Below are 19,764 nucleotides of genomic sequence, written 5' to 3' on the forward strand. Positions count from 1 at the left end.
GTATGCCATTAGCCATGTGTGAGCAAAGTGGCGTACATCGATGGGCGGCGGTCACGAAACACGCCCCATTGCCGGCGATCGATTGCCAGCTTATCTAAGTCAAAAGTTGCTGTGATGACCTCTTGGCTATCTGTTGATGCTTCTTGGATAATCTCGCCGCGCCCATCGGTGATAAATGAGCTACCATAAAATTGCAGAGTGCTGTCATGAGTATTTTGGCGAATGGTCTCTGTGCCGATACGATTTGCGGCCACCACAGGCATTAGGTTGGCCGCCGCATGCCCCTGCATACAGCGCTGCCAATGTCCTTTTGAGTCAATGCCCAGTGTGGGCTCATCACCAATCGCTGTCGGATACAACAAAACCTCGGCACCCATAAGCGCCATACTGCGCGCGCATTCAGGAAACCACTGATCCCAGCAAATACCGACGCCTATCTTGGCGTACTGGGTTTCCCAGACTTTAAAACCTGTATCCCCAGGGGTGAAGTAAAATTTTTCGGCATAAGGGATACCGTCTGGTATGTGGGTTTTGCGATAGGTGCCCAGTATCTCGCCATCGGCATCGATGATGGTGACGCTATTAAAAAAAGTATTGCCTGATTTTTCATAAAAGCTAATCGGTAGCACCACATCTAACGCTTTGGCCAGTTTTTTAAAATGCGTGATAGCGGCGTTATCTTCGACTGAGCTTGCCAGTTTAAAATAATCAAAGTCATGTACTTGGCAAAAATAAGGCGTCTCAAACAGCTCTTGTAGCAAGATAATATTGGCGCCAGCGTTGGCCGCTTTGGTCACCAAGTCGGTGGCGGCGGCGATGTTTTGTTGTATATCCCAGCCGCAAGTCATTTGAGTGGCCGCAACGGTAACAGTACGCATGTTTTTATTCCTTGTCAGTATCCAATTAGGTTAGTATCAAATCTAGCCATTTTGGGCCCATGTCGCTAGGCATTGCTTGCCTTGAGGGCCAATCCTAACGACAGAGTGGTAAATAATGGGCGACGACCAGAGCGTCCTTGCCCACTTGTCCGTTATTTGCCGAGCAGTCTGCATCGCGCAGTACTTAACATAATATTGACCGGTATCGCTCATATATTGCCTGCTCGGTAGCCAAGCTTATGCCATCATAAAGCCCAAACCTAAGAAGGTAATGACAGATAACACCGCGCCGAGCATCGCATAAGGGAACTGGGTAAACGCATGCTGCATGGGTGAGCAGCCAGCGCCTTGGGCGGCGAGTAATGAGGAGTCACTAAAGAAACAAGCATGACTGCCAAATGATGAGGCAGACAGCAGCGCGCCGATCATAAGCGGGGTATTGACGCCTAAGGCCAATGAGATCGGAAAGACAATCGGCATGGCAAGGACGTATAGACCCCAGCTCGATGAGGTGGCAAAGGTCAAAAACGCCATGACCGCAAAGATAACCGCAGGGAAAATGACAATCGTCATATAAGGGGTGATGGCTTCAATCACATACGTGGTCATGCCAAGCTCATCGTTGATGGCTTTTAGAAAAAATCCACCAATGACGGTCGAGAGAGGGTAGAGCATGACTTTAAAGCCTTTAAATACCGCCTCCATCTGGGTCTCAAAGCTCAAAATACCCTGCACCCAGTAGAGAACAACGGTCACAAAACAAGTCAATAACGCCCCGCGCAGCAGATCAATCTCAAAATAAACGGTCGAGATAATCAGCAAAATCATGGGAAAGGCAAAGTTCATGATGTTGGCTTTAAATGATAGCTTGCGCTTGGCTTTGACGTTTGAGACCAGCTGCTCTTCTACAAAATCCTCTGGGACAGGCTTGCCTGCTTTGGCACGCGCCTCGGCCTTTTTCATCGGTCCCCAATTGCCAAGGACGCCATACGCCACCAAAAACACGATAAGTAAGGCAAACCAAGCATAGGCCATGTACGGAATAGCACTGATATAAAGCCCAATGCCTTCGCCATCTCCTGCCACGCCATTTTCTTCTAGTAGGCCCGCAAAATATACTGCCCACGTCGAGATGGGAACGATGATACACATAGGCGCTGCGGTTGAGTCGACGATATAAGCCAGTTTTTCGCGTGAGACGTTATAGGCATCGGTCAGTTTTTTGACCGATGTCGATACCGCCAGACAGTTGAGATAATCATCAATAAAAACAATCACCCCAAGGGCAAAGGTGGCAAGCAAAGACTGCCGCCGTGATTTGATGATTTTTTGGAGCCATTCGCTAAAGCCATCGAGACAGCCGCTAATCTCAAGGAGCTGAATCAGACCGCCCATCAAGCCGCAAACTAAGATAATCCAAATAATGGTCTCATTGCCCAAGACCATCGACATATTATCAGCAAACGGCGATACCAGATCGAAGGGGTTGAGCATCACAAGACCTGCGACACAGCCTGCGATCATGGATTCAAATGGCCGTCTAGAGACGATAGCGGTGATGAGTACCAACAAGGTGGGTAATAAAGACAACGCGCCCCAAGACTCGCCTGGGTCATGATTGGACGATAACCAAGCAAACGCCAGATAGATGGCGACTGCAGCGATGACGGTAAGAAAGACTCGTTTGTTATGATATTGCCCCTCGACAGCATCATTGAGTTTCATGTTCATACTTACGCTCCCTGTAAAACTTTGTTTGATAGAACAAGCTCTATTTTATGATTGACGCCCAGTAGACAGCAGGCAAACCCACTTTCTACCAAGCCTTATCACAACAATCCGTTGTTATGATAAGGGGGTGTAGCAATAGACCAAACGCGAGAACGGGTGACTCAAAAAGCGAGACTGACGCTTGATAAGTACCTCGTCTTGAGGCGCTGAGTACACGTCAAGGGATTGATACCATCATAAGCCTGTGGTGTCTTTTAGCGCATACCACCAAGAGCCCATCACAGAGTAGGGCACACGTAGGGCGCGGCCACCAGGAAAGGGAATCCAAGGTATTTTGGCAAAAGTATTAAACTCTTTGGTTTTGCCATTGATGGCATCGGCGAGTATTTGTCCAAACAGATGTGAGCCGGTGACGCCATGTCCGCTATAGCCATGAGCGAAAAATACCCGCTCATGTAGTTTGCCCATCTGCGGCACTCGCGAAAACGACAAGGCAAAGTTGCCGCTCCACGCATAGTCAATCTTGACATCGCGTAACTCTGGAAAGATTTTGTTCATATTTGGGCGGATTTTGGCGGTGATATCGGCGGGGTCTTGGCCGCCATAGACCGTGCCGCCGCCAAACAGCATGCGTTTGTCCGCTGAGAGGCGATAGTAGTCAAGAATATAGCGCACATCCTCGACACAGACATCGGTCGGTAGCAACTGATCGGCCAGATCGCCTAGCGGTTCGGTGGCGATAATCTGCGTCGATACCGGCATGACGCGGTCCGTCAACTTTGGAATGACTTTATTTAGATAGGCATTGCCGCACAGTACTGCCTGCTGACAGGTCACTGAGCCAAACTCGGTGATGACTTTGATGTGGTCATCGGCATACTCAATATCCACCACTAGGGTGTTTTCGTAGATGGTGCCGCCGCCTTGTTCGATTGCTGCCGCCTCACCGAGGGCGAGGTTGAGTGGATGCAAATGGCCGCCTGAGTGGTCGATGACGCCGCCGACATACGCATCAGTTTTGATATGCTGTTGAATGCCGTTTTTGTCTAGCATTTCACGATCATGCATACCGTGGCGCTCCCAAAGGGCATGCGTCTCTTGTAAGTCTTTTAGCTGGCCTCTATTGAGGGCGGCAAAGATGTTTTTTTCTTTTAAATCGCAGTCAATATTATAATCAGTGACAAACCGGCGAATGATTTGGCCACCGCGAGTCACCAGCTGACCGACGAAGTCAGCATTTTGTTGGCCATAGGATTTTTTGATTTTTTGTAGGCTGGCGTTTAGGCCATTGACGATCTGACCGCCGTTGCGCCCTGAGGCACCCCAACCGATTTGCGCGCCTTCGAGGACGACGACTTCATGGTCGGTCTCGATGAGGTGCAGTGCTGTTGATAGGCCACTATAGCCGCCGCCCACCACACAAATTTCTGCTTGAATGTCGTTTTTAAGCGTCGGTCTGTCCGGCTTTGGGTTTCGACTGGCGGCATAATAGCTGTCAGGGTATTGGCCTTGATTTGAATAATGCGGAATATTGCGCGTGTTGTTGGATGGCAAATTTTGCGGCATTGTTGCATGAGCATTTAAGTTGCTATTTGACATATCAGACATCCTGTAAATAGGTGAGGTATTCAAGATTGGTGACTTGCTGGGCGAAGCGTTTGGCTTCTTGCTTTTTGACCGCGATTAACAGCTCGATCATCTCGCGTGGAAACAAAGCGTCAATGATATCGCTACTTTCAAACTTACGAATGGCTGATAACCAATCTAGGGGTAGGGTCTTGAGCTCCGTATCGTCATAGGTGATGCTGTTGATAGGCTCAGGCGCGGCCAGCTTGTTTTCGATACCATAGAGCATCCCTGCGAGCACGGCGCTACAAACCAGATAAGGATTGGCATCAGCGCCAGAGACGCGGTGCTCGATACGGCGCGCTTTTGTATCGCCACCAGGGATACGGACTGCGGCTGTACGGTTTTCGTAGCCCCATGAGATATTGTTGGGGGCAAGGGTACCGGGGGTGAAGCGGCGATAAGAGTTGACGTGCGGGGCAAAGAGCAGGGTACAGTCGGCCATGGTTTTGAGCAGGCCTGCGACCGCATGACGCAACATGTCAGAGCCTTCATCTGTGCCATCGTCAAAGATATTATTACCGTCCTTGTCCAACAAGCTGCAATGTACATGAAACCCATTGCCGGACTGCAGGCCAAACGGTTTTGCCATAAAGGTTGCTGTCAGCTGACGGCGGGCGGCGACAGATTTGACCACTTGTTTAAACAATATCGCATCATCAGCGGCCTTTAATGGGTCGTCGACGTGTAGTAGGTTTATCTCAAACTGACCACAGCCGTTTTCGGCCAAGGCGGCATCGACAGGGATATCAAGCTTTTTGCACTGGGCATAGACTTCATCTAAAAACTCATCAAACTGCAGCAAATCATTGATACTGAGGATGGAGGTTTTGTTGAGACGTAGGCCGCTTTTGGGTCTGATAGGCGGTCTGGGGGTTTCGCCTTCGGTATAGTCGACCAAATAAAATTCTAGCTCTGTCGCCATCACCGGCGTCAGGCCCAGCGCTTTGAATTTTTTGCTGATGTGATCGAGTACATGTCTGGCGTCACCATAATAAGGCTCATTGTCTTCGGTGTATAGCCAGACTGGTAGTAGCGCTGACGGGGCGCTGGTGTTGAGTAACGGGTAGGCGGCGCGGCCGGTAGGACGAGCAATGGCGTCTATATCGCCGTTGCACTGAGAGGATTCGATGACATCAGCACCCCAGATATCGACGCCTAAGATCGACAGCGGTAAGCGTATCGCACCATTTTCTGCTTTTTCCATCTGATTAAAAGGAATGCGTTTCCCGCGAAGTAAACCATTAATGTCACCAGCGGCCACATAAACGTATTCGGTGTTATTGTCAGATTCGACCATTCCATTGGTTGTCGTCATGTCTATTCTTCCTATGAATTTTATTGTTACTGCGGTTGTGATTACTCCGTTGCTGATAACTTCCAATATATGCATGAAAACTATAGTTGTCAATTTTTATTTAAAATTATCGTAAAATCGCTAACTTTGATGGTTTTTATATTAATACATCCTATATTGAGTTTTATAGTTTACATTTTATGAGAAGTTGTGTTAGATTTTAGCTAAACAAAGGATTGCATCAGGTAAGAGAGCATATCTGCCTAGATAAAGCGACGGACAAAGGAACGCAATTATGAAAAACGCCAAACCGATTATCGCTATCGTGTCATGCTACAAAATGATCGACGGTCAGCCCTCACAAGCGGTATATCAAAAATACATCGATGCGGTAAACTTCTACGGCGGCAACCCCATCTTACTGCCAAATACCGCAGCGGACAGCAGCAACTTTGAGGCGTTATTGGCTATGGTCGATGGGATCTTATTGACGGGCAGTTATAGCAATGTGGCGCCGACGCGGTACGGAGCGACGCACCGCGAAGCCAAGCAAGATCTTGGGCGCGATGAGCTGAGTTTTAAGCTGCTCGCCTACGCCGACAAGACAAACACGCCGCTGCTAGCAGTGTGCCGTGGTCTGCAAGAGATGAATGTTCATTTTAAAGGCACACTTCACCCTGATTGGCGCGAGGTAGAAGGGTTTTATGAGCCGCACTTAGAAGACAGCAGTCAGCCGCTCGAAGTGCAGTATCAGCCCGTCCATGACGTCATCATCGAGCCTGCAGGTAGGCTGGCGGCGTTTGGCAAAAAATGGCATGTAAACTCCTTGCACAAACAAGCCATCAATAAAGTCGGTGAGCGCTTGTTGGTAGAGGCGCTGGCACCTGATGGCCTAGTCGAGGCGATAAGCTTATCTGAGCATCCATTTATGATTGGTGTGCAGTGGCATCCTGAGTTAAACTATGAAAAAGACAACTTGTCCAAGTTTCTATTCACGGAATTTATTCACTATGCCAGCAAACAACGCACTGAATAACGAAGAAGATCCTAGAGATACCAACACCCCTGATGCCAGCTGTAACGCCAGTACCGATACCGATAATGAGGCGAATATCGATGCCGATGCCAGTAAAGGAATCGATAATGAAGGCGATGATAAGGGGGCCGATGACGACAGTGTTTGCAGCGATGATGACGCAGGAGACGATAGTCTGCCGAGCGCCGCGCCCGCCGAGACAGAGGCGTCTGTTGAAGAAGATATCGGCAAAAAAATCAACCAATTACGCTTGGCCAAAGGCTACTCACAGCGCAAGCTGGCCAAGCTGGCAGGGCTGACCAATACCTCTATCAGCTCTATAGAGCGCAACAAAGTTAGCCCAGCGGTCAATACGCTAAAGGCGATTTTGACTGTGCTTGGCTCTGATCTGACCACGTTTTTTAGTGATGAGTGGAAAGAGCCAAAAGCCCGTGTGGTGGTCACACCAAAAGACTTGCTAGAGCTGAGTGAGGCGGGTAGTCGGGTGTCGCTAAAACAAGTGTATAACTGCAGCACCACAAAAAACTTGGGGTTTTTGATTGAGACTTATCAGCCTAATAGTTCGACAGAAGAAAAAATCGCCCACGAGGGCGAGGAGATCGGCACGGTTATTGAAGGCAAGATTTTGATCCGTGTCGAAGAGACCACCTATCTGCTCAATCAAGGTGACAGCTATGTGATCGATACGATGAAGCCACATACTTTTATTAACCCAAGCGACAGTATCACCCGTATCGTCAGTGCGCACACGCCGACGACTTACTAAGTCAGCGCTGCTGTCATGGTGGGTTGTTGTTTGATACTGTGTCGTCTGCTGCCTTAGCGCTTGAAGCGTCTGAACGTAAAGTGTCTGAATCTAAAGTGGTCGGCCCTGACTCTAACTCTGGCTGTGACGGTGTTTCTGGTTTCGGCTTGGGTTTTTCTTTACTCAGCTTAATTTTTGTATGGCTATCGATTGGGTCGATTTTTACATAAGTAGACTCAGAAATGGATTTTGCTACTCGCTTAATGCTTTTATTGGTTCGTTTGACCGCTGCGGCGTCCTGTGCCGCTTGCTCCTCAGCCAGTGATGCGTCATACAGTGATTGATAAACCTCAAGAGTCGCCTCAATCATCTCACGCATGGTAAATTTGGTGGTCATCTCAGGGCGCGTGACACTCTCTAGCTGATTGCGAACCGCTTTACAAAGTGCCTTGGCATTGTACTCTTTGACCAGCCCTTGCGGATATAACGGCTGTAATATCTCACTGAATGCCGCTTGATCCCAGCCAATGACGGGGGTGCCTAGGTGAATCGCTTGTAGGGCGTTGATACCAATAGACTCAGGCTCATTGGCGAGCGCCATGACGATATTGGCCGCTGATAGCCACTCGCGCATGTCATTGCGCTTGCTACCCACGTAGGTGATGCGCTCGGCCAGCCCAAGTGTATTGGTACGCTGCCGAAAGTCCTCGTGTACCACGTCACCATCTCTATAATCATCGTCCATGATGATGACATGAATATTGGGAAATTGCTCCTGCAAATTGCCCAAAATATCAATCAGCCACTCTTGACCATACTCATTACCAATGACGGTGGGAAATACCAGCCATTTTTTGTGCTCAAGTTCAGGATACTCGGCAAAGGTGTGCCGTAGCCAATAGACAGATGGATTGTGCCGATAAGGGTAACGGCGGGTGTCGACGCCGCGGTAAATACGTTTGATGACCTTGGGTCCTGCGTCTTCTCGGCGCAGGCCTTTTTTTAGGTAGTTGGTGACACTATCGGAGACAGTAATCATGACGTCGACATCGAGCAGCGCTTGGGAGTATTTATTGATCGGATAAAAGCCGTACATGGTCGACACCAGCTTGGGCATGCGCTTTAGGCGCGTGCGGCGTAAGGCCAGATGTAGTATCCATGCAGGCGTACGCGAGTGCAAATGTATCACATCGGGGTCGTATTTTTCGATCAGATGGCGTAGGGCGTTGACGCGCAGCAACGACAGCCATGATTTTTTGTTCATGTGCAGCTGATGATAATGGTTGCCATCACGCTTGAGACGTTTGACCAGATCGTTTTCTTCATCGGCGCTTGAGACGATGATAGAGGTGTGCCCGTTTTTGACCAAGGCGCGGCCAAGATGAAAAATACCGCGCTCGGATTCATCATGCTTTAAAGACGATAATAAGCGCATCACTTTCATAGCAGCGAGGGTCACCAAATCAAATATTAAGTTGCTATTGTCAGTTAAAAGTGGCAAAAACTCAACCACGAAGATAAAGGATGGGAACGAAAAAACATTAGCGCCGCTTTTGGATATGCTCGGCATTGGGTAGTATTTGTTTTTCGCTCAAGTATTTCCAGTAGCGCTGCGGTAAGTATTGCCGATGCAGGCGTGGGTTTTTGCGCTCAGTTATATTGACGTTGGTAAAGTAGCCTTGCCAAAACTGCTGATAGCGCCGCTCATCTGCGCTATGAATGCTGGCAGGGCGGCGCAGGACGGCATCATCTAGATCGGTGATGGTCTGCAAGGCGGCAGGGCGCGTGGCTGTACTGTTGCTTTTGTCATAATAAATGCCGTAGCCGCGCGTTATATCATAAATCGCCCAATGCTGGTCTTGATAGCGCTGCCGAAAATGCTCACCTATGAGTGGCAACACATTAAAGTCCGGCTCCACGCGGGCGAAGTAAATATCATCGGTGGTGTGCTCAAAGCGCACAAAGGCTTCCATGCGGTGTTTTTCACGGCCGACAGATTTGACCGTTTGCACCAGCTCGAGCACATGCAAATTGCCGACATCCTGCATGATATGGCGATTGGGATAATCGATGGCGTATTTGACCACCCAAAATAACGTTGTGCCGATGTGCTCTTTTTCTGATAAAAACCCCCACAGTAAGTTGCGCATACCTGAGCGGCCGAGCAGCTGGTTTAGCTTGACTAGCACGCGCTCAGCATGTTCCTCATTAGGCACAACGCTGGTTGCTTGAGCAATCAATGAGGGTACATAACAGTCTTGGGCAATTAATTGTAGTGCTTCATCGTCATGTAATTTATTAGCATAAACATAGAAGACAGCACTTAACCACCCTTCAAAACTTGGCTCATAAAGCACAATACTGGGTGCCAATTGACCAACAGGGTACGCGGTGTTTGGGGCCAGCTCTAGCATATATGCTCCTTTTTAAAACAGTGCTAATTGCCCACTACGCTGATCCTTATATTTGGTCTGTGTTTGCGCCAGCACATATTGGCGGAAGTTCTCACGGGTCAGATGGGCGAGATGCTCGTTTTTACCAGTGGTGGCGATGAAATATTTGGCACGATTGACCGCCGCGCCCATTTTTTTGAGATGATAAAGGGTCAACTGATTAAACTTACGCGCTGTCACAATCTTTTTGGCGGTTTTGGTACCGATACCTGGGATGCGTACAATCATCTCGTAGCTTGCCGTTTGGATATTGACAGGGAAATGCTCGCGATGACGGATAGCCCAAGCGAGCTTTGGATCACAGTCTAAATCGAGAAATGGCGACTCAGGCTCTACGATTTCATGCGCGCCAAAACCATAAAAACGCATTAGCCAATCCGCTTGATAAAGGCGGTTTTCGCGCACCATGGGCACCGGCGTGCCTATCGCTGGCAGGCGATTGTCAGAGAGCATCGGCACGTACCCTGAGTAGTAGACGCGTTTGAGATCATAAGTTTGATAAAAATGACTCGATAGCTGAATCACTTGTAAGTCTGTCTCGTTACTAGCCCCAACTATCATTTGACTGGTTTGACCAGCTGGGGTAAATTTGGGGGCTTTTTTATGGGTTTTACGGCTCTCACGAATCGTGACGATTTCTTCTTTTACCGTCTGCATCGGCGCTTTTAGCTCGTCGTGAGATTTTTCTGGAGCGAGCAACGCCAGCCCTGATTTGGTAGGAATCTCGATATTGACGCTCAAGCGGTCTGCATAAAGCCCCGCTTCTAACAATAGCTCTTTTGACGCGCCGGGGATGGTTTTTAGATGAATGTAGCCGTTAAAGCGCTCACGAGTACGCAGTATCTTGGCGACCTCGACCAGTCGCTCCATGGTGTAGTCGCCATTTTTAAAGATGCCTGAGCTGAGAAACAGCCCCTCGATATAGTTACGGCGATAAAACTGCATGGTCAAATCCACCACTTCTTCCACTGTAAAGGCGGCGCGCGGGGTGTCATTGCTTTTACGTGACGTACAATAAGCACAGTCGTATATACAGTGATTGGTTAAGAGGATTTTGAGCAAGCTGACGCAGCGACCGTCTTCGGTATAGCTGTGGCAAATGCCTGTCTTTGAGGCATCACCGAGGCCACCGCCTTGATTTTTGCGCGTGCCAGCGGAGGAGGAACAAGACACATCGTATTTTGCCGCATCTGCCAAAATATTAAGCTTGCCTTGTAGTCGTTCATAATTGATGGTTGCCATAAGCGTGATCTACCAAATCATTTATAGGTATGTATTTTAGCAAAATCAGGCTTAAGTCGTTGTATTTATAGGATAATATACAAAACAAAACGTCAGATAGTGTCGCAAGATACGTCATAAAAAGGTCTTGCTGACTATAAAATGAGCCAGCAAGACCTTTTATCATTTTCAGAGTGATTAAATAACCAGACTCTAAAATATAATCTTTACTGAACCTTTGCCCGTATGACAACGGTCTGAGTAGCATTTGGGCTTAGGTTAGCCAAATTCCACTTAAGACCAGAATAGTTTTCTTTGATGACCACGGTATTGCCAACTTGCTGGATGGTCTGATAGCTGTCGCCGCCAGTGGTGGCCTGCGTGGGTAGCGGGCTATTTAAGGACAGCCATTGCACGCCATTTGGCAGAGAAACCATGGCATTGATGTCAGTGACGGGTTGTGCGGTGGTATTGAGATAAGTGGTGTGATATTCAATCACATCGCCTGGGGCGATATGGTTGGCAGGTACGGCTATTTCGCGGCCATCGCTGTTTTTTAATATCTTCATGACCTTGGTTTGTGCATTGACAATGCCAGGCGTGCTAAAAGTTGGCGTCAATTGCAAGGTATCTACAGAGGTGGATACGATTTGCGTCGTTGCTGGCGGGTTTGTCACGACGGTGGTCGTAGGAGCGGTGATGACATCGACGCGGCTGGTTTTTTGGGTCGGCTGTTCGGTGACAGGTACGCTAGTGACCGTGGTGCGGCCTTGGGTCACGACCGTATCGTTGCCACTTTGGTGCACCGTATAGCGTGGCACTGTGGTCACTTGCGTGACCGCATAGGGCATACCGTCTTTCATCGTAATACCGTTGGGCGTTGCTGTAATAGTGGCTGTTTTGCCATCAGCATACTGCTCAACGACGGTCGTGCTACTGCCAGCAGATGCGTTGATGGTCACTTCAGGCGCAGCATGTACTAAGTTGGCCGCAAGTAATGCACCGGTAAAAAAAAGAGAAACCGCCATCGCTACAGATGCTTTTTGGGGGATGGTTTTGTGGGTAGTAACCACAGGTATCGATGTCAAGCTCATAAAAGACTCCTTAAAAAATAACAGTCAATATCACCAATCATAAAGCGGCAAAAGGTAACGGCCTAAACAAAACCCCCGCTAAATGACACGGTAATACATGCCAAATAACGGAGGTATCGAGTACTGATGACAGTCAATTATAATCACGCTTTAACTGCGCTATTTAACTATCAAGCCGTCATTATTTTGAATAATAGTGCATCAATGAGCCACTTTACTTGAGATTTGCACGCAAACTTGTCATGATTATGCGGCAAAACAAATTAAGTATAAAAGTGGCATTGTGTAACTGCTATAAAAAAGGCTTCTATAATACCTGCTACTTATTAGGGCGTGTTGAACATTCACAAATAGTCTCTTTCAGTGCTATGGTTGAATTTTCAACACGCCCTAAGCAGATAAAAATGGGCGCTATTGCTCATAGATGACTTTCATGATTTCGTACTCCACCACACCTTTTGGCGTTTCGATACGTACTTCATCACCTTCAAACTTGCCAATCAGACCGCGAGCGATGGGTGAGTTGACAGAGATTTTGCCTGCTTTAAAATCCGCTTCATCGTCACCGACGATTTTGTATTGTTTTTCTTCTTCGGTATCCATGTTTTCGATGACTACGCTCACACCGAATACCACTCGGCCATCGTTTGGCAAGGTCGTCGGGTCAATGACCTGTGCGGCGCCGAGCTTGGCTTCGATGTCGCGAATACGCGCTTCACAAAACCCTTGCTGCTCGCGTGCCGCATGGTATTCAGCGTTCTCTTTTAGATCACCGTGCTCGCGGGCTTCGGCGATGGCGGCGGTGATACGAGGGCGATCGACACTTTTTAGCTGTTTTAGTTCGGCTTCTAGCGCCGCGTGTCCTTGGGGAGTCATGGGGTAACGTTGCATGTTTTTTCCTTAAACCAATAACACCACACCACCTCAGATGAGATGGTGTCTGTGTTGTTGCAATGGGTTTGATATATAAAGAGTTATATTGTATCAAGCATAAAGATACGATGAGCGGTGGCAAACGCAGCGCAGGCTACGACGGGTAGTCCTTACTCATGTCTGACTGGCTCTGCTGATCTTTGTACATGGTACGAAAAGGCTAAACAGATCATGGGTCGGCGCATTTACCAACGGGCAGATGCGCGCGTGATCTTACATAATAAAAAGCATAGTCGCAGTTTAGCCACTATGCTTTTTGGGTCTATCTTGGTAAACGTCTTCTCAAGCATTATTGTCGTATCAAAACGCTTGACACGTTTTGTCGCTGCGTTTTATTTGCTTGACGATAATGCTTAATCTACTGAAATTATTGGGCCGCGTCAACCACCTTTGCTTGCTCGTGCAAATCTTGTAGCTTATAGACATCAAATGGCAAGTCGATGGCATAAGATTTACAGACAGCATCCGCTGCACCTAAGGTCGTGACATAAAACACTTTATTCTGTAGCGCGCTGCGGCGGATAGAGAATGAATCCTCTTGCGCCTGCTTGCCCTCGGTCGTATTTATAATAAGGTCGATTTTGCCGTTTTTCAAGGCATCAACGATATGCGGACGACCTTCGGTGACTTTGTTGATCTGAGTGCTGGCAATACCGGCTTCGCTGAGCACCTTTTGCGTGCCCGTCGTTGAGACGATATTAAAGCCAAAATCAGCAAGCTGACGCGCGATAGGGGCGATTTGTGCCTTGTCGCTATCACGAACCGAGATAAAGGCCGTTTTGGTTTCGCCTTCAACAGGCAGGCCTGGCAGGCGCTCGTTACTACCGATAATGGCCTTATAAAACGCTTCGCCAAAGGTTTTACCAACGCCCATGACCTCACCAGTCGATTTCATCTCAGGGCTCAAGATAGGATCGACCCCCGGGAACTTGGCAAACGGGAAGACCGCTTCTTTTACTGCGTAAAACGAAGGAACAATCTCGGTAGTAAAGCCTTGATCTTTTAATGACGTGCCAGCCATACAGCGCGCTGCCACTTGCGCCAATGAGGTGCCAATGCACTTAGAGACAAACGGCACGGTACGAGCGGCACGTGGGTTCACTTCTAGAATGTAAACGGTGTTACCTTTTACCGCGAATTGGACGTTCATTAGGCCGACCACGCCAAGCTCTTTTGCCATCGCTACCGTCTGCGCACGCATGGTATCGCAAAGCTCATCCGATAATGAGTAAGGCGGTAATGAACATGCAGAGTCGCCAGAGTGGACGCCTGCTTGTTCGATATGCTGCATGATACCACCGATCACCACATCAGTGCCGTCACAAACACAGTCGACATCGACTTCGATGGCATCATCTAAAAAGCGGTCTAATAGGACGGGCGCTTCGTTTGATGCTTGTACAGCGGTACGCAAGTAGTGTTTTAGCTCGTCTTCGTTATAGACAATTTCCATTGCGCGGCCACCCAAGACGTATGATGGGCGAACGACTAACGGATAGCCGACGTCTTTGGCTTTCACCAAGCCGTCTTCTAGGCTGGTCGCTAGCGCGTTTGATGGCTGCACGAGGTTTAGCTGCTGAATCATGTGCTGGAAGCGCTCACGGTCTTCAGCGCGGTCGATGGCATCAGGGCTGGTACCGATGATTTTTACGCCAGCAGATTCTAACGCGCGCGCCAGTTTCAATGGTGTCTGTCCGCCAAACTGCACGATGACGCCGTCTGGGTTTTCGATACGGACGATCTCTAGCACATCTTCTAGCGTGATTGGCTCAAAGTAGAGGCGGTCTGAGGTGTCATAATCGGTCGAGACGGTTTCTGGGTTACAGTTGACCATGATGGTTTCATAGCCGTCTTCGCGCATGGCGAGGGCAGCATGGACACAGCAATAGTCAAACTCAATCCCTTGACCGATACGGTTAGGACCACCGCCGATCACCATGATTTTTTTCTTATCGGTTGGGTTGGCCTCGCATTCGCTGTCATAAGTTGAGTACATGTAGGCGGTGCTGGTGGCAAATTCTGCCGCACAGGTATCGACGCGCTTGTAGACTGGATAAATGGCTAAATCCCAGCGTTTTTTGCGTAATTGCTTTTGTGATATGCCGAGCAGCTTGGCCAAACGCAGGTCTGATAAGCCTTTACGCTTAAAGCTACGCATGTTTTGTTCAGTTAAGCCGCCAAAGCCTAAGGTTTTAACCTGTGCTTCAGTTTTGACGATGTCTTCGATCTGTACCAAAAACCATGGGTCAATTTTGGTGTAATTAAAGACGTCATCGACACTCATACCGACGCGGAAGGCATCAGCCAGATAATAAATGCGCTCAGGCGTTGGGATGGTTAGACGGTTGATAATCTCAGAACGCGCTTTGTCAGCCGGTACTTTTGTCAAATCGATTTGCTCATCAAAGCCGTCTGGGCCTGTTTCCATGCCGCGCAGGGCTTTTTGCACGGACTCTTGGAAGTTACGGCCGATTGCCATGACTTCACCGACTGACTTCATTTGCGTCGAGAGGATATTGTCCGATTGTGGGAATTTTTCAAAGTTAAAACGCGGGATTTTGGTGACGACATAGTCAAGCGCCGGCTCAAAGCTAGCTGGCGTCTTGCCGCCTGTGATGTCATTTTGCAATTCGTCTAGGGTATAACCAACGGCTAACTTTGCAGCGATTTTGGCAATCGGAAAACCCGTGGCTTTTGAGGCAAGGGCAGACGAGCGTGATACGCGAGGGTTCATCTCGATGACGACCATACGGCCCGTGTCTGGGTTGATACCGAACTGCACGTTTGAGCCGCCAGTTTCGACGCCAATCTCACGCAGTACCGCAAGCGAGGCATTACGCATGATTTGGTATTCTTTATCGGTCAAAGTCTGCGCAGGCGCGACAGTGATAGAGTCGCCCGTGTGTACGCCCATGGGGTCAAAGTTCTCAATTGCACAAATGATGATGCAGTTGTCGTTTTTGTCACGCACCACTTCCATCTCATACTCTTTCCAGCCGATGAGTGATTCATCGATAAGCAGCTGATGGTTGGGTGATAAATCAAAACCGCGCTCGCAGATTTCGATAAATTCATCGCGGTTGTAGGCGATACCGCCGCCTGAGCCGCCCATGGTGAATGACGGACGAATGATACATGGGTAGCCCATTTTTTCTTGGGTAGCAAAGGCTTCTTCCATGGTTTCAGCGGTTTCGGCGCGTGGGCACTCAAGGCCGATACGCTTCATGGCTTGGTCAAACAGCTCACGATCCTCTGCCATCTCAATTGCGTCTTTGGTCGCGCCAATCAGCTCGCAGTTATATTTGGTAAGGATGCCGTGCTTGTCCAAATCCAGCGCGCAGTTCAGCGCCGTTTGGCCGCCCATCGTCGGCAAAATAGCATCGGGGCGCTCTTTGGCGATGATTTGCTCGACTGTTTGCCAAGTAATTGGCTCGATATAGGTGGCATCGGCCATCACAGGGTCGGTCATGATGGTCGCAGGGTTTGAGTTGACCAAGATGACGCGGTAGCCTTCCTCGCGTAGCGCTTTACACGCCTGCGCGCCTGAGTAGTCAAACTCACATGCTTGGCCGATGACGATAGGGCCTGCGCCAATGATAAGAATGCTTTTTATGTCGGTACGTTTTGGCATAGTTAGGGCTACCTTCGTTTGGGTGATATTTTGAGTAATCTATAATATAACGATATTGTCAGTTCAGCTTATCGTGTTTGATATGGTGTAGCTTGAACCACCCTCGGTGCTTCAAGCGTTATATTTATTATTTATGGGTCAATATCCATTATTTAATCTTTGGCCGCTTAAGATTTAGCAGCTGCCATCATCTCAGCGAACTTATCAAACAGCGGCGCAGCATCATGCGGGCCAGGGCTGGCCTCTGGGTGACCTTGGAAGCTAAATACTGGCTTGTCGGTCAGCTCAATACCTTGGTTGGTACCATCAAACAGTGAACGGTGAGTCGATTTGACGTTGTCAGGTAGCGTGTCTTCATCGACAGCAAAACCATGGTTTTGACTGGTAATCATCACCGTCCCTGTGGCCAAATCTTGTACAGGATGGTTGGCACCGTGATGACCAGTTTTCATCTTGATGGTGCTAGCGCCGCTGGCCAAACCAATCAGCTGATGGCCTAGGCAGATACCAAAGGTCGGAATATCTGTCTCGGTGATGATGTGACGTACCGCGTCGATAGCATAGTCACAGGCGGCAGGGTCGCCGGGGCCATTGGATAAAAAGATACCGTCTGGATTCATCGCCAGTACGTCTGCAATCGGCGTTTGCGCTGGTACCACCGTCACATGACAGCCGCGGTCGACCAGCATACGCAGGATGTTGGTTTTACTACCGAAGTCATAAGCGACGACGTTGTATTTAGAGTCGATGTGAGTGCCAAGCTGCTTAAAAAAGCCGCCTGTACCGCTATCATGGCTACCGGGTGCATCACGGTTTAGCAGTGTGTCAGACAAATCCCACGTCCCCGCTGTCCATTCGAAGTTTTCTTTAGTGCAGCACTCTTTTGCCAAGTCCATGCCTTTGATACCGGCAAACTCTTGTGCCAGTTTAATGGCTTGTTGCTCGTCATCGCGGCTGATAGTCTCACCATTAGAGGCGGTCATGATACAGCCGTTTTGTGCACCTTTATCACGCAGTAGACGGGTCAGCTGGCGTGTATCGATTTCAGCGATGGCGACGGTGTCATGGGTTTGGAGATAGTCACTGAGCGACTGAGAATTACGGAAGTTGGAGGTTGCCATGGTGGCATCGCGGATGATAAGACCGTCGGCCCAGACTTGGTGGCCGTTGCCAGATTCGGTATCTTCGCTGTTGGTACCAGTATTACCGATATGCGGGTAGGTAAGGGTGACCAGCTGGCGCGCGTAGCTTGGGTCAGTTAGGATTTCTTGATACCCTGTCATGGCTGTATTAAACACCACCTCACCGACACGATGACCAAGGCTACCGATACTGACACCGCGAAAGATCGTACCGTCTGCTAGTGCCAAAATTGCTTGTATTTCTGCCGATGAATTCAAGGTTTGCCTCCGCTATTATTTGTGAGTTCTGTGACGATGCTTGTGGTTGGCTGTCGGTGTAAAGCCTTTGTTTTTAAGGTCTTGGGAATAATAAACCTCAAGAAAAATATAGGCTGCACACAAAAGTTGCCCACAAAAAAGCGAGAAGACATTATCGATGGAAACTACAAAACTCACTAGGTAGTGAATAGGTAACTTGCATCATGTCCGCTCGCTTAGGCACAGATTTTGCGCATTATATACAATGTAGACGCAGATAGCCAGCTGATTTTTAACACAGCACAAGCGCTGTGCCAAGTTGTCAGAATTAAGTTGGCCAGATGGGCGAGCGGCTACGATGAATAGCGCTGGATTTCTACAGTTGTCTTTGCCACAATGAGTCGTAACATCATGAACCGCAACATCGACCAATTAACCGAAGCGTTTTTTAGTAGGACAAGGAACCGTTATGATTTACCAGTATATAGACAAAACCCCTGAATTTGCGAGCCCCTTTCATGGCTGGGTGGCTGATAGCGCACAAGTGATTGGTGATGTGTATTTGGGGCATCAAGCCAGCGTCTGGTTTGGTGCGGTGATTCGCGGTGACAACGAGCGCATTCATATCGGTGACTATAGTAATGTACAAGAAAACAGCGTCATCCATACCGATGCAGGTATCGAAGTCAAAATAGGTAACTATGTGACGATTGGGCATTTGGCAATGTTGCACGGCTGCGAGATTGGCGATAATAGTTTAATCGGAATCGGTGCGGTGGTGCTCAATCATGCCAAAATCGGTAAAAACTGCATCATCGGTGCCAAAGCCTTAGTCACAGAAGGTAAGGAAATCCCAGACAACTCACTGGTCATGGGCGCACCGGCCAAAGTGGTGAAAACCCTAACGGATGAGCAAGCAGCGATGTTAAAACTATCGGCCATGCACTATAGTGAGCGCTGTCAGAAGTTTAAAACTGGCCTCAAAGAAATAGCCATGCCTGAATGATAAGAAGTAATAAATGGCGGATATGAGTGGCTCATTTTGTCGTTTCTCATTTTATCATCTAACGCCGTAAAACCACATCCTTCTAGGGCGTAGATATCAGGCGTCACCCATTGTCGCTCAATATTGCGAATACCTTGATACCCAGCTGCATTAATATCATAATTAATCCATGAAAACGCTCAAGCTACGCATCAAAGACAAACACGCCACTCAGCTAAATATTTTAGCTGGTGCAGTTAATTTTGTCTGGAATTACGTCAATGAGCTTAGTTTTAAACATCTTAAGTGTACAGGCAAATTCTTTTCAGCTTATGATTTGGCCGCTTATACCAAAGGGGCGGGTGAATACCTAAATCTGCACAGCCAAACCTTGCAAGCAGTGACCGAAACCCATGCCAAGGCTCGTAAACAGTTTAAAAAAACCAAACTCAACTGGCGCACCAACAACCCAAACGCTAAGAGAAGAAGTTTGGGCTGGATTCCTTTTAAAAAGACCGCGATTAAGCACCTAGCAACCCGTCAGTCAGGCAAGAAAAGCCTTAAATCGACCCTGCAATTTAGCCTCGCTAACCGTCAAAAGCTCACAATAGACCTATGGGACAGCTATAACCTTGTATCTTGAATAACCGCTTAATACTGCCAACGAAAGTTGATAAAATAAAGTAATTATTCATGAGCATTGAGAGTATGAGTATAACCTTAGTGTCTAGACACTGTGTAAGAGATTATGCCCA

14 protein-coding genes and 1 pseudogene are annotated in these 19,764 nt (G+C 48.5%); 4 read left to right on the top strand and 11 right to left on the bottom strand.

Translation table 11 applies throughout. The features are described 5' to 3' along the window. Positions 1–8 precede the first annotated feature (8 nt). From aguB to JMX98_RS11045, 4 genes are all read right to left on the bottom strand, one after another. Positions 9–878 (bottom strand): N-carbamoylputrescine amidase, encoded by an 870-nt coding sequence (gene aguB / locus JMX98_RS11030; RefSeq protein ID WP_201586644.1) that lies wholly within the window; start codon positions 876–878, stop codon positions 9–11. 237 nt (positions 879–1,115) lie between these two features. Continuing rightward, positions 1,116–2,609 (bottom strand): Na+/H+ antiporter NhaC family protein, encoded by a 1,494-nt coding sequence (locus JMX98_RS11035; protein ID WP_201586645.1) that lies wholly within the window; start codon positions 2,607–2,609, stop codon positions 1,116–1,118. Between the two features lie 234 nt (positions 2,610–2,843). Next, positions 2,844–4,208: an NAD(P)/FAD-dependent oxidoreductase gene (locus JMX98_RS11040; protein WP_265089373.1), complete on the bottom strand. Its 1,365-nt coding sequence runs from the start codon at positions 4,206–4,208 to the stop codon at positions 2,844–2,846. A 1-nt stretch (position 4,209) separates the two neighbouring features. Further along, positions 4,210–5,553 carry a glutamine synthetase family protein gene (locus JMX98_RS11045; protein WP_201586646.1) on the bottom strand — a complete coding sequence of 448 codons (1,344 nt, stop codon included), beginning with the start codon at positions 5,551–5,553 and terminating at the stop codon, positions 4,210–4,212. A gap of 274 nt (positions 5,554–5,827) precedes the next feature. On the opposite strand from JMX98_RS11045, the gene JMX98_RS11050 reads away from it, so the two are divergent. Both JMX98_RS11050 and JMX98_RS11055 read left to right on the top strand, forming a co-directional pair. Further along, positions 5,828–6,568, top strand: coding sequence for a gamma-glutamyl-gamma-aminobutyrate hydrolase family protein (locus JMX98_RS11050; RefSeq protein WP_201586647.1), 741 nt, complete (start codon positions 5,828–5,830; stop codon positions 6,566–6,568). Continuing rightward, a complete protein-coding gene (locus tag JMX98_RS11055) occupies positions 6,543–7,334 on the top strand; it encodes a cupin domain-containing protein (protein ID WP_227680142.1) in 792 nt (263 codons plus the stop codon). Before JMX98_RS11050 ends, JMX98_RS11055 begins: the two co-directional genes overlap by 26 nt. Positions 7,335–7,347: 13 nt before the next feature. Here JMX98_RS11055 and JMX98_RS11060 read toward each other — a convergent pair whose 3' ends face one another. The 7 genes from JMX98_RS11060 to carA all read right to left on the bottom strand — a co-directional run bounded on the left by JMX98_RS11060 (position 7,348) and on the right by carA (position 18,045). After that, a complete protein-coding gene (locus tag JMX98_RS11060) occupies positions 7,348–8,814 on the bottom strand; it encodes a glycosyltransferase (RefSeq protein ID WP_227680143.1) in 1,467 nt (488 codons plus the stop codon). A 40-nt stretch (positions 8,815–8,854) separates the two neighbouring features. Beyond that, positions 8,855–9,727 carry a TIGR03915 family putative DNA repair protein gene (locus JMX98_RS11065; protein ID WP_201586648.1) on the bottom strand — a complete coding sequence of 291 codons (873 nt, stop codon included), beginning with the start codon at positions 9,725–9,727 and terminating at the stop codon, positions 8,855–8,857. A 12-nt stretch (positions 9,728–9,739) separates the two neighbouring features. After that, the gene (locus tag JMX98_RS11070; RefSeq protein ID WP_201586649.1) at positions 9,740–11,008 is read right to left on the bottom strand and encodes a putative DNA modification/repair radical SAM protein; all 1,269 of its coding nucleotides are present in this window, start codon (positions 11,006–11,008) and stop codon (positions 9,740–9,742) included. Between the two features lie 206 nt (positions 11,009–11,214). Then, positions 11,215–12,081, bottom strand: a complete 867-nt coding sequence (locus JMX98_RS11075) for a hypothetical protein (RefSeq protein ID WP_227680144.1) — start codon at positions 12,079–12,081, stop codon at positions 11,215–11,217. A gap of 411 nt (positions 12,082–12,492) precedes the next feature. Next, positions 12,493–12,972 carry a transcription elongation factor GreA gene (gene greA, locus JMX98_RS11080; protein ID WP_201586650.1) on the bottom strand — a complete coding sequence of 160 codons (480 nt, stop codon included), beginning with the start codon at positions 12,970–12,972 and terminating at the stop codon, positions 12,493–12,495. A gap of 409 nt (positions 12,973–13,381) precedes the next feature. Beyond that, complete coding sequence (carB, locus tag JMX98_RS11085; RefSeq protein WP_201586656.1) at positions 13,382–16,645, bottom strand: carbamoyl-phosphate synthase large subunit; 3,264 nt, start codon at positions 16,643–16,645, stop codon at positions 13,382–13,384. A gap of 167 nt (positions 16,646–16,812) precedes the next feature. Further along, a complete protein-coding gene (gene carA, locus JMX98_RS11090; protein WP_201586663.1) occupies positions 16,813–18,045 on the bottom strand; it encodes a glutamine-hydrolyzing carbamoyl-phosphate synthase small subunit in 1,233 nt (410 codons plus the stop codon). Between the two features lie 448 nt (positions 18,046–18,493). On the opposite strand from carA, the gene JMX98_RS11095 reads away from it, so the two are divergent. Both JMX98_RS11095 and JMX98_RS11100 read left to right on the top strand, forming a co-directional pair. Next, positions 18,494–19,030: a gamma carbonic anhydrase family protein gene (locus JMX98_RS11095; RefSeq protein WP_100749255.1), complete on the top strand. Its 537-nt coding sequence runs from the start codon at positions 18,494–18,496 to the stop codon at positions 19,028–19,030. 169 nt (positions 19,031–19,199) lie between these two features. Continuing rightward, a pseudogene (locus JMX98_RS11100) lies at positions 19,200–19,643 on the top strand (RNA-guided endonuclease TnpB family protein); the annotation flags it as partial. Between the last annotated feature and the right edge of the window lie 121 nt (positions 19,644–19,764).

It is taken from the genome of Psychrobacter sp. HII-4 (genome assembly GCF_904846595.1).
Taxonomy (GTDB): Bacteria; Pseudomonadota; Gammaproteobacteria; order Pseudomonadales; family Moraxellaceae; genus Psychrobacter; species Psychrobacter celer.

Excerpts from the sequence above, each read along its gene's own strand:
- JMX98_RS11075 (WP_227680144.1), bottom strand. The coding sequence starts at position 12,081 with ATGAGCTTGACATCGATACCTGTGGTTACTACCCACAAAACCATCCCC.
- JMX98_RS11055 (WP_227680142.1), top strand. The coding sequence starts at position 6,543 with ATGCCAGCAAACAACGCACTGAATAACGAAGAAGATCCTAGAGATACC.
- JMX98_RS11070 (WP_201586649.1), bottom strand. The coding sequence starts at position 11,008 with ATGGCAACCATCAATTATGAACGACTACAAGGCAAGCTTAATATTTTG.
- greA (WP_201586650.1), bottom strand. The coding sequence starts at position 12,972 with ATGCAACGTTACCCCATGACTCCCCAAGGACACGCGGCGCTAGAAGCC.
- aguB (WP_201586644.1), bottom strand. The coding sequence starts at position 878 with ATGCGTACTGTTACCGTTGCGGCCACTCAAATGACTTGCGGCTGGGAT.
- JMX98_RS11040 (WP_265089373.1), bottom strand. The coding sequence starts at position 4,208 with ATGTCAAATAGCAACTTAAATGCTCATGCAACAATGCCGCAAAATTTG.
- JMX98_RS11050 (WP_201586647.1), top strand. The coding sequence starts at position 5,828 with ATGAAAAACGCCAAACCGATTATCGCTATCGTGTCATGCTACAAAATG.
- carB (WP_201586656.1), bottom strand. The coding sequence starts at position 16,645 with ATGCCAAAACGTACCGACATAAAAAGCATTCTTATCATTGGCGCAGGC.
- JMX98_RS11095 (WP_100749255.1), top strand. The coding sequence starts at position 18,494 with ATGATTTACCAGTATATAGACAAAACCCCTGAATTTGCGAGCCCCTTT.
- JMX98_RS11045 (WP_201586646.1), bottom strand. The coding sequence starts at position 5,553 with ATGACGACAACCAATGGAATGGTCGAATCTGACAATAACACCGAATAC.
- JMX98_RS11065 (WP_201586648.1), bottom strand. The coding sequence starts at position 9,727 with ATGCTAGAGCTGGCCCCAAACACCGCGTACCCTGTTGGTCAATTGGCA.
- JMX98_RS11035 (WP_201586645.1), bottom strand. The coding sequence starts at position 2,609 with ATGAACATGAAACTCAATGATGCTGTCGAGGGGCAATATCATAACAAA.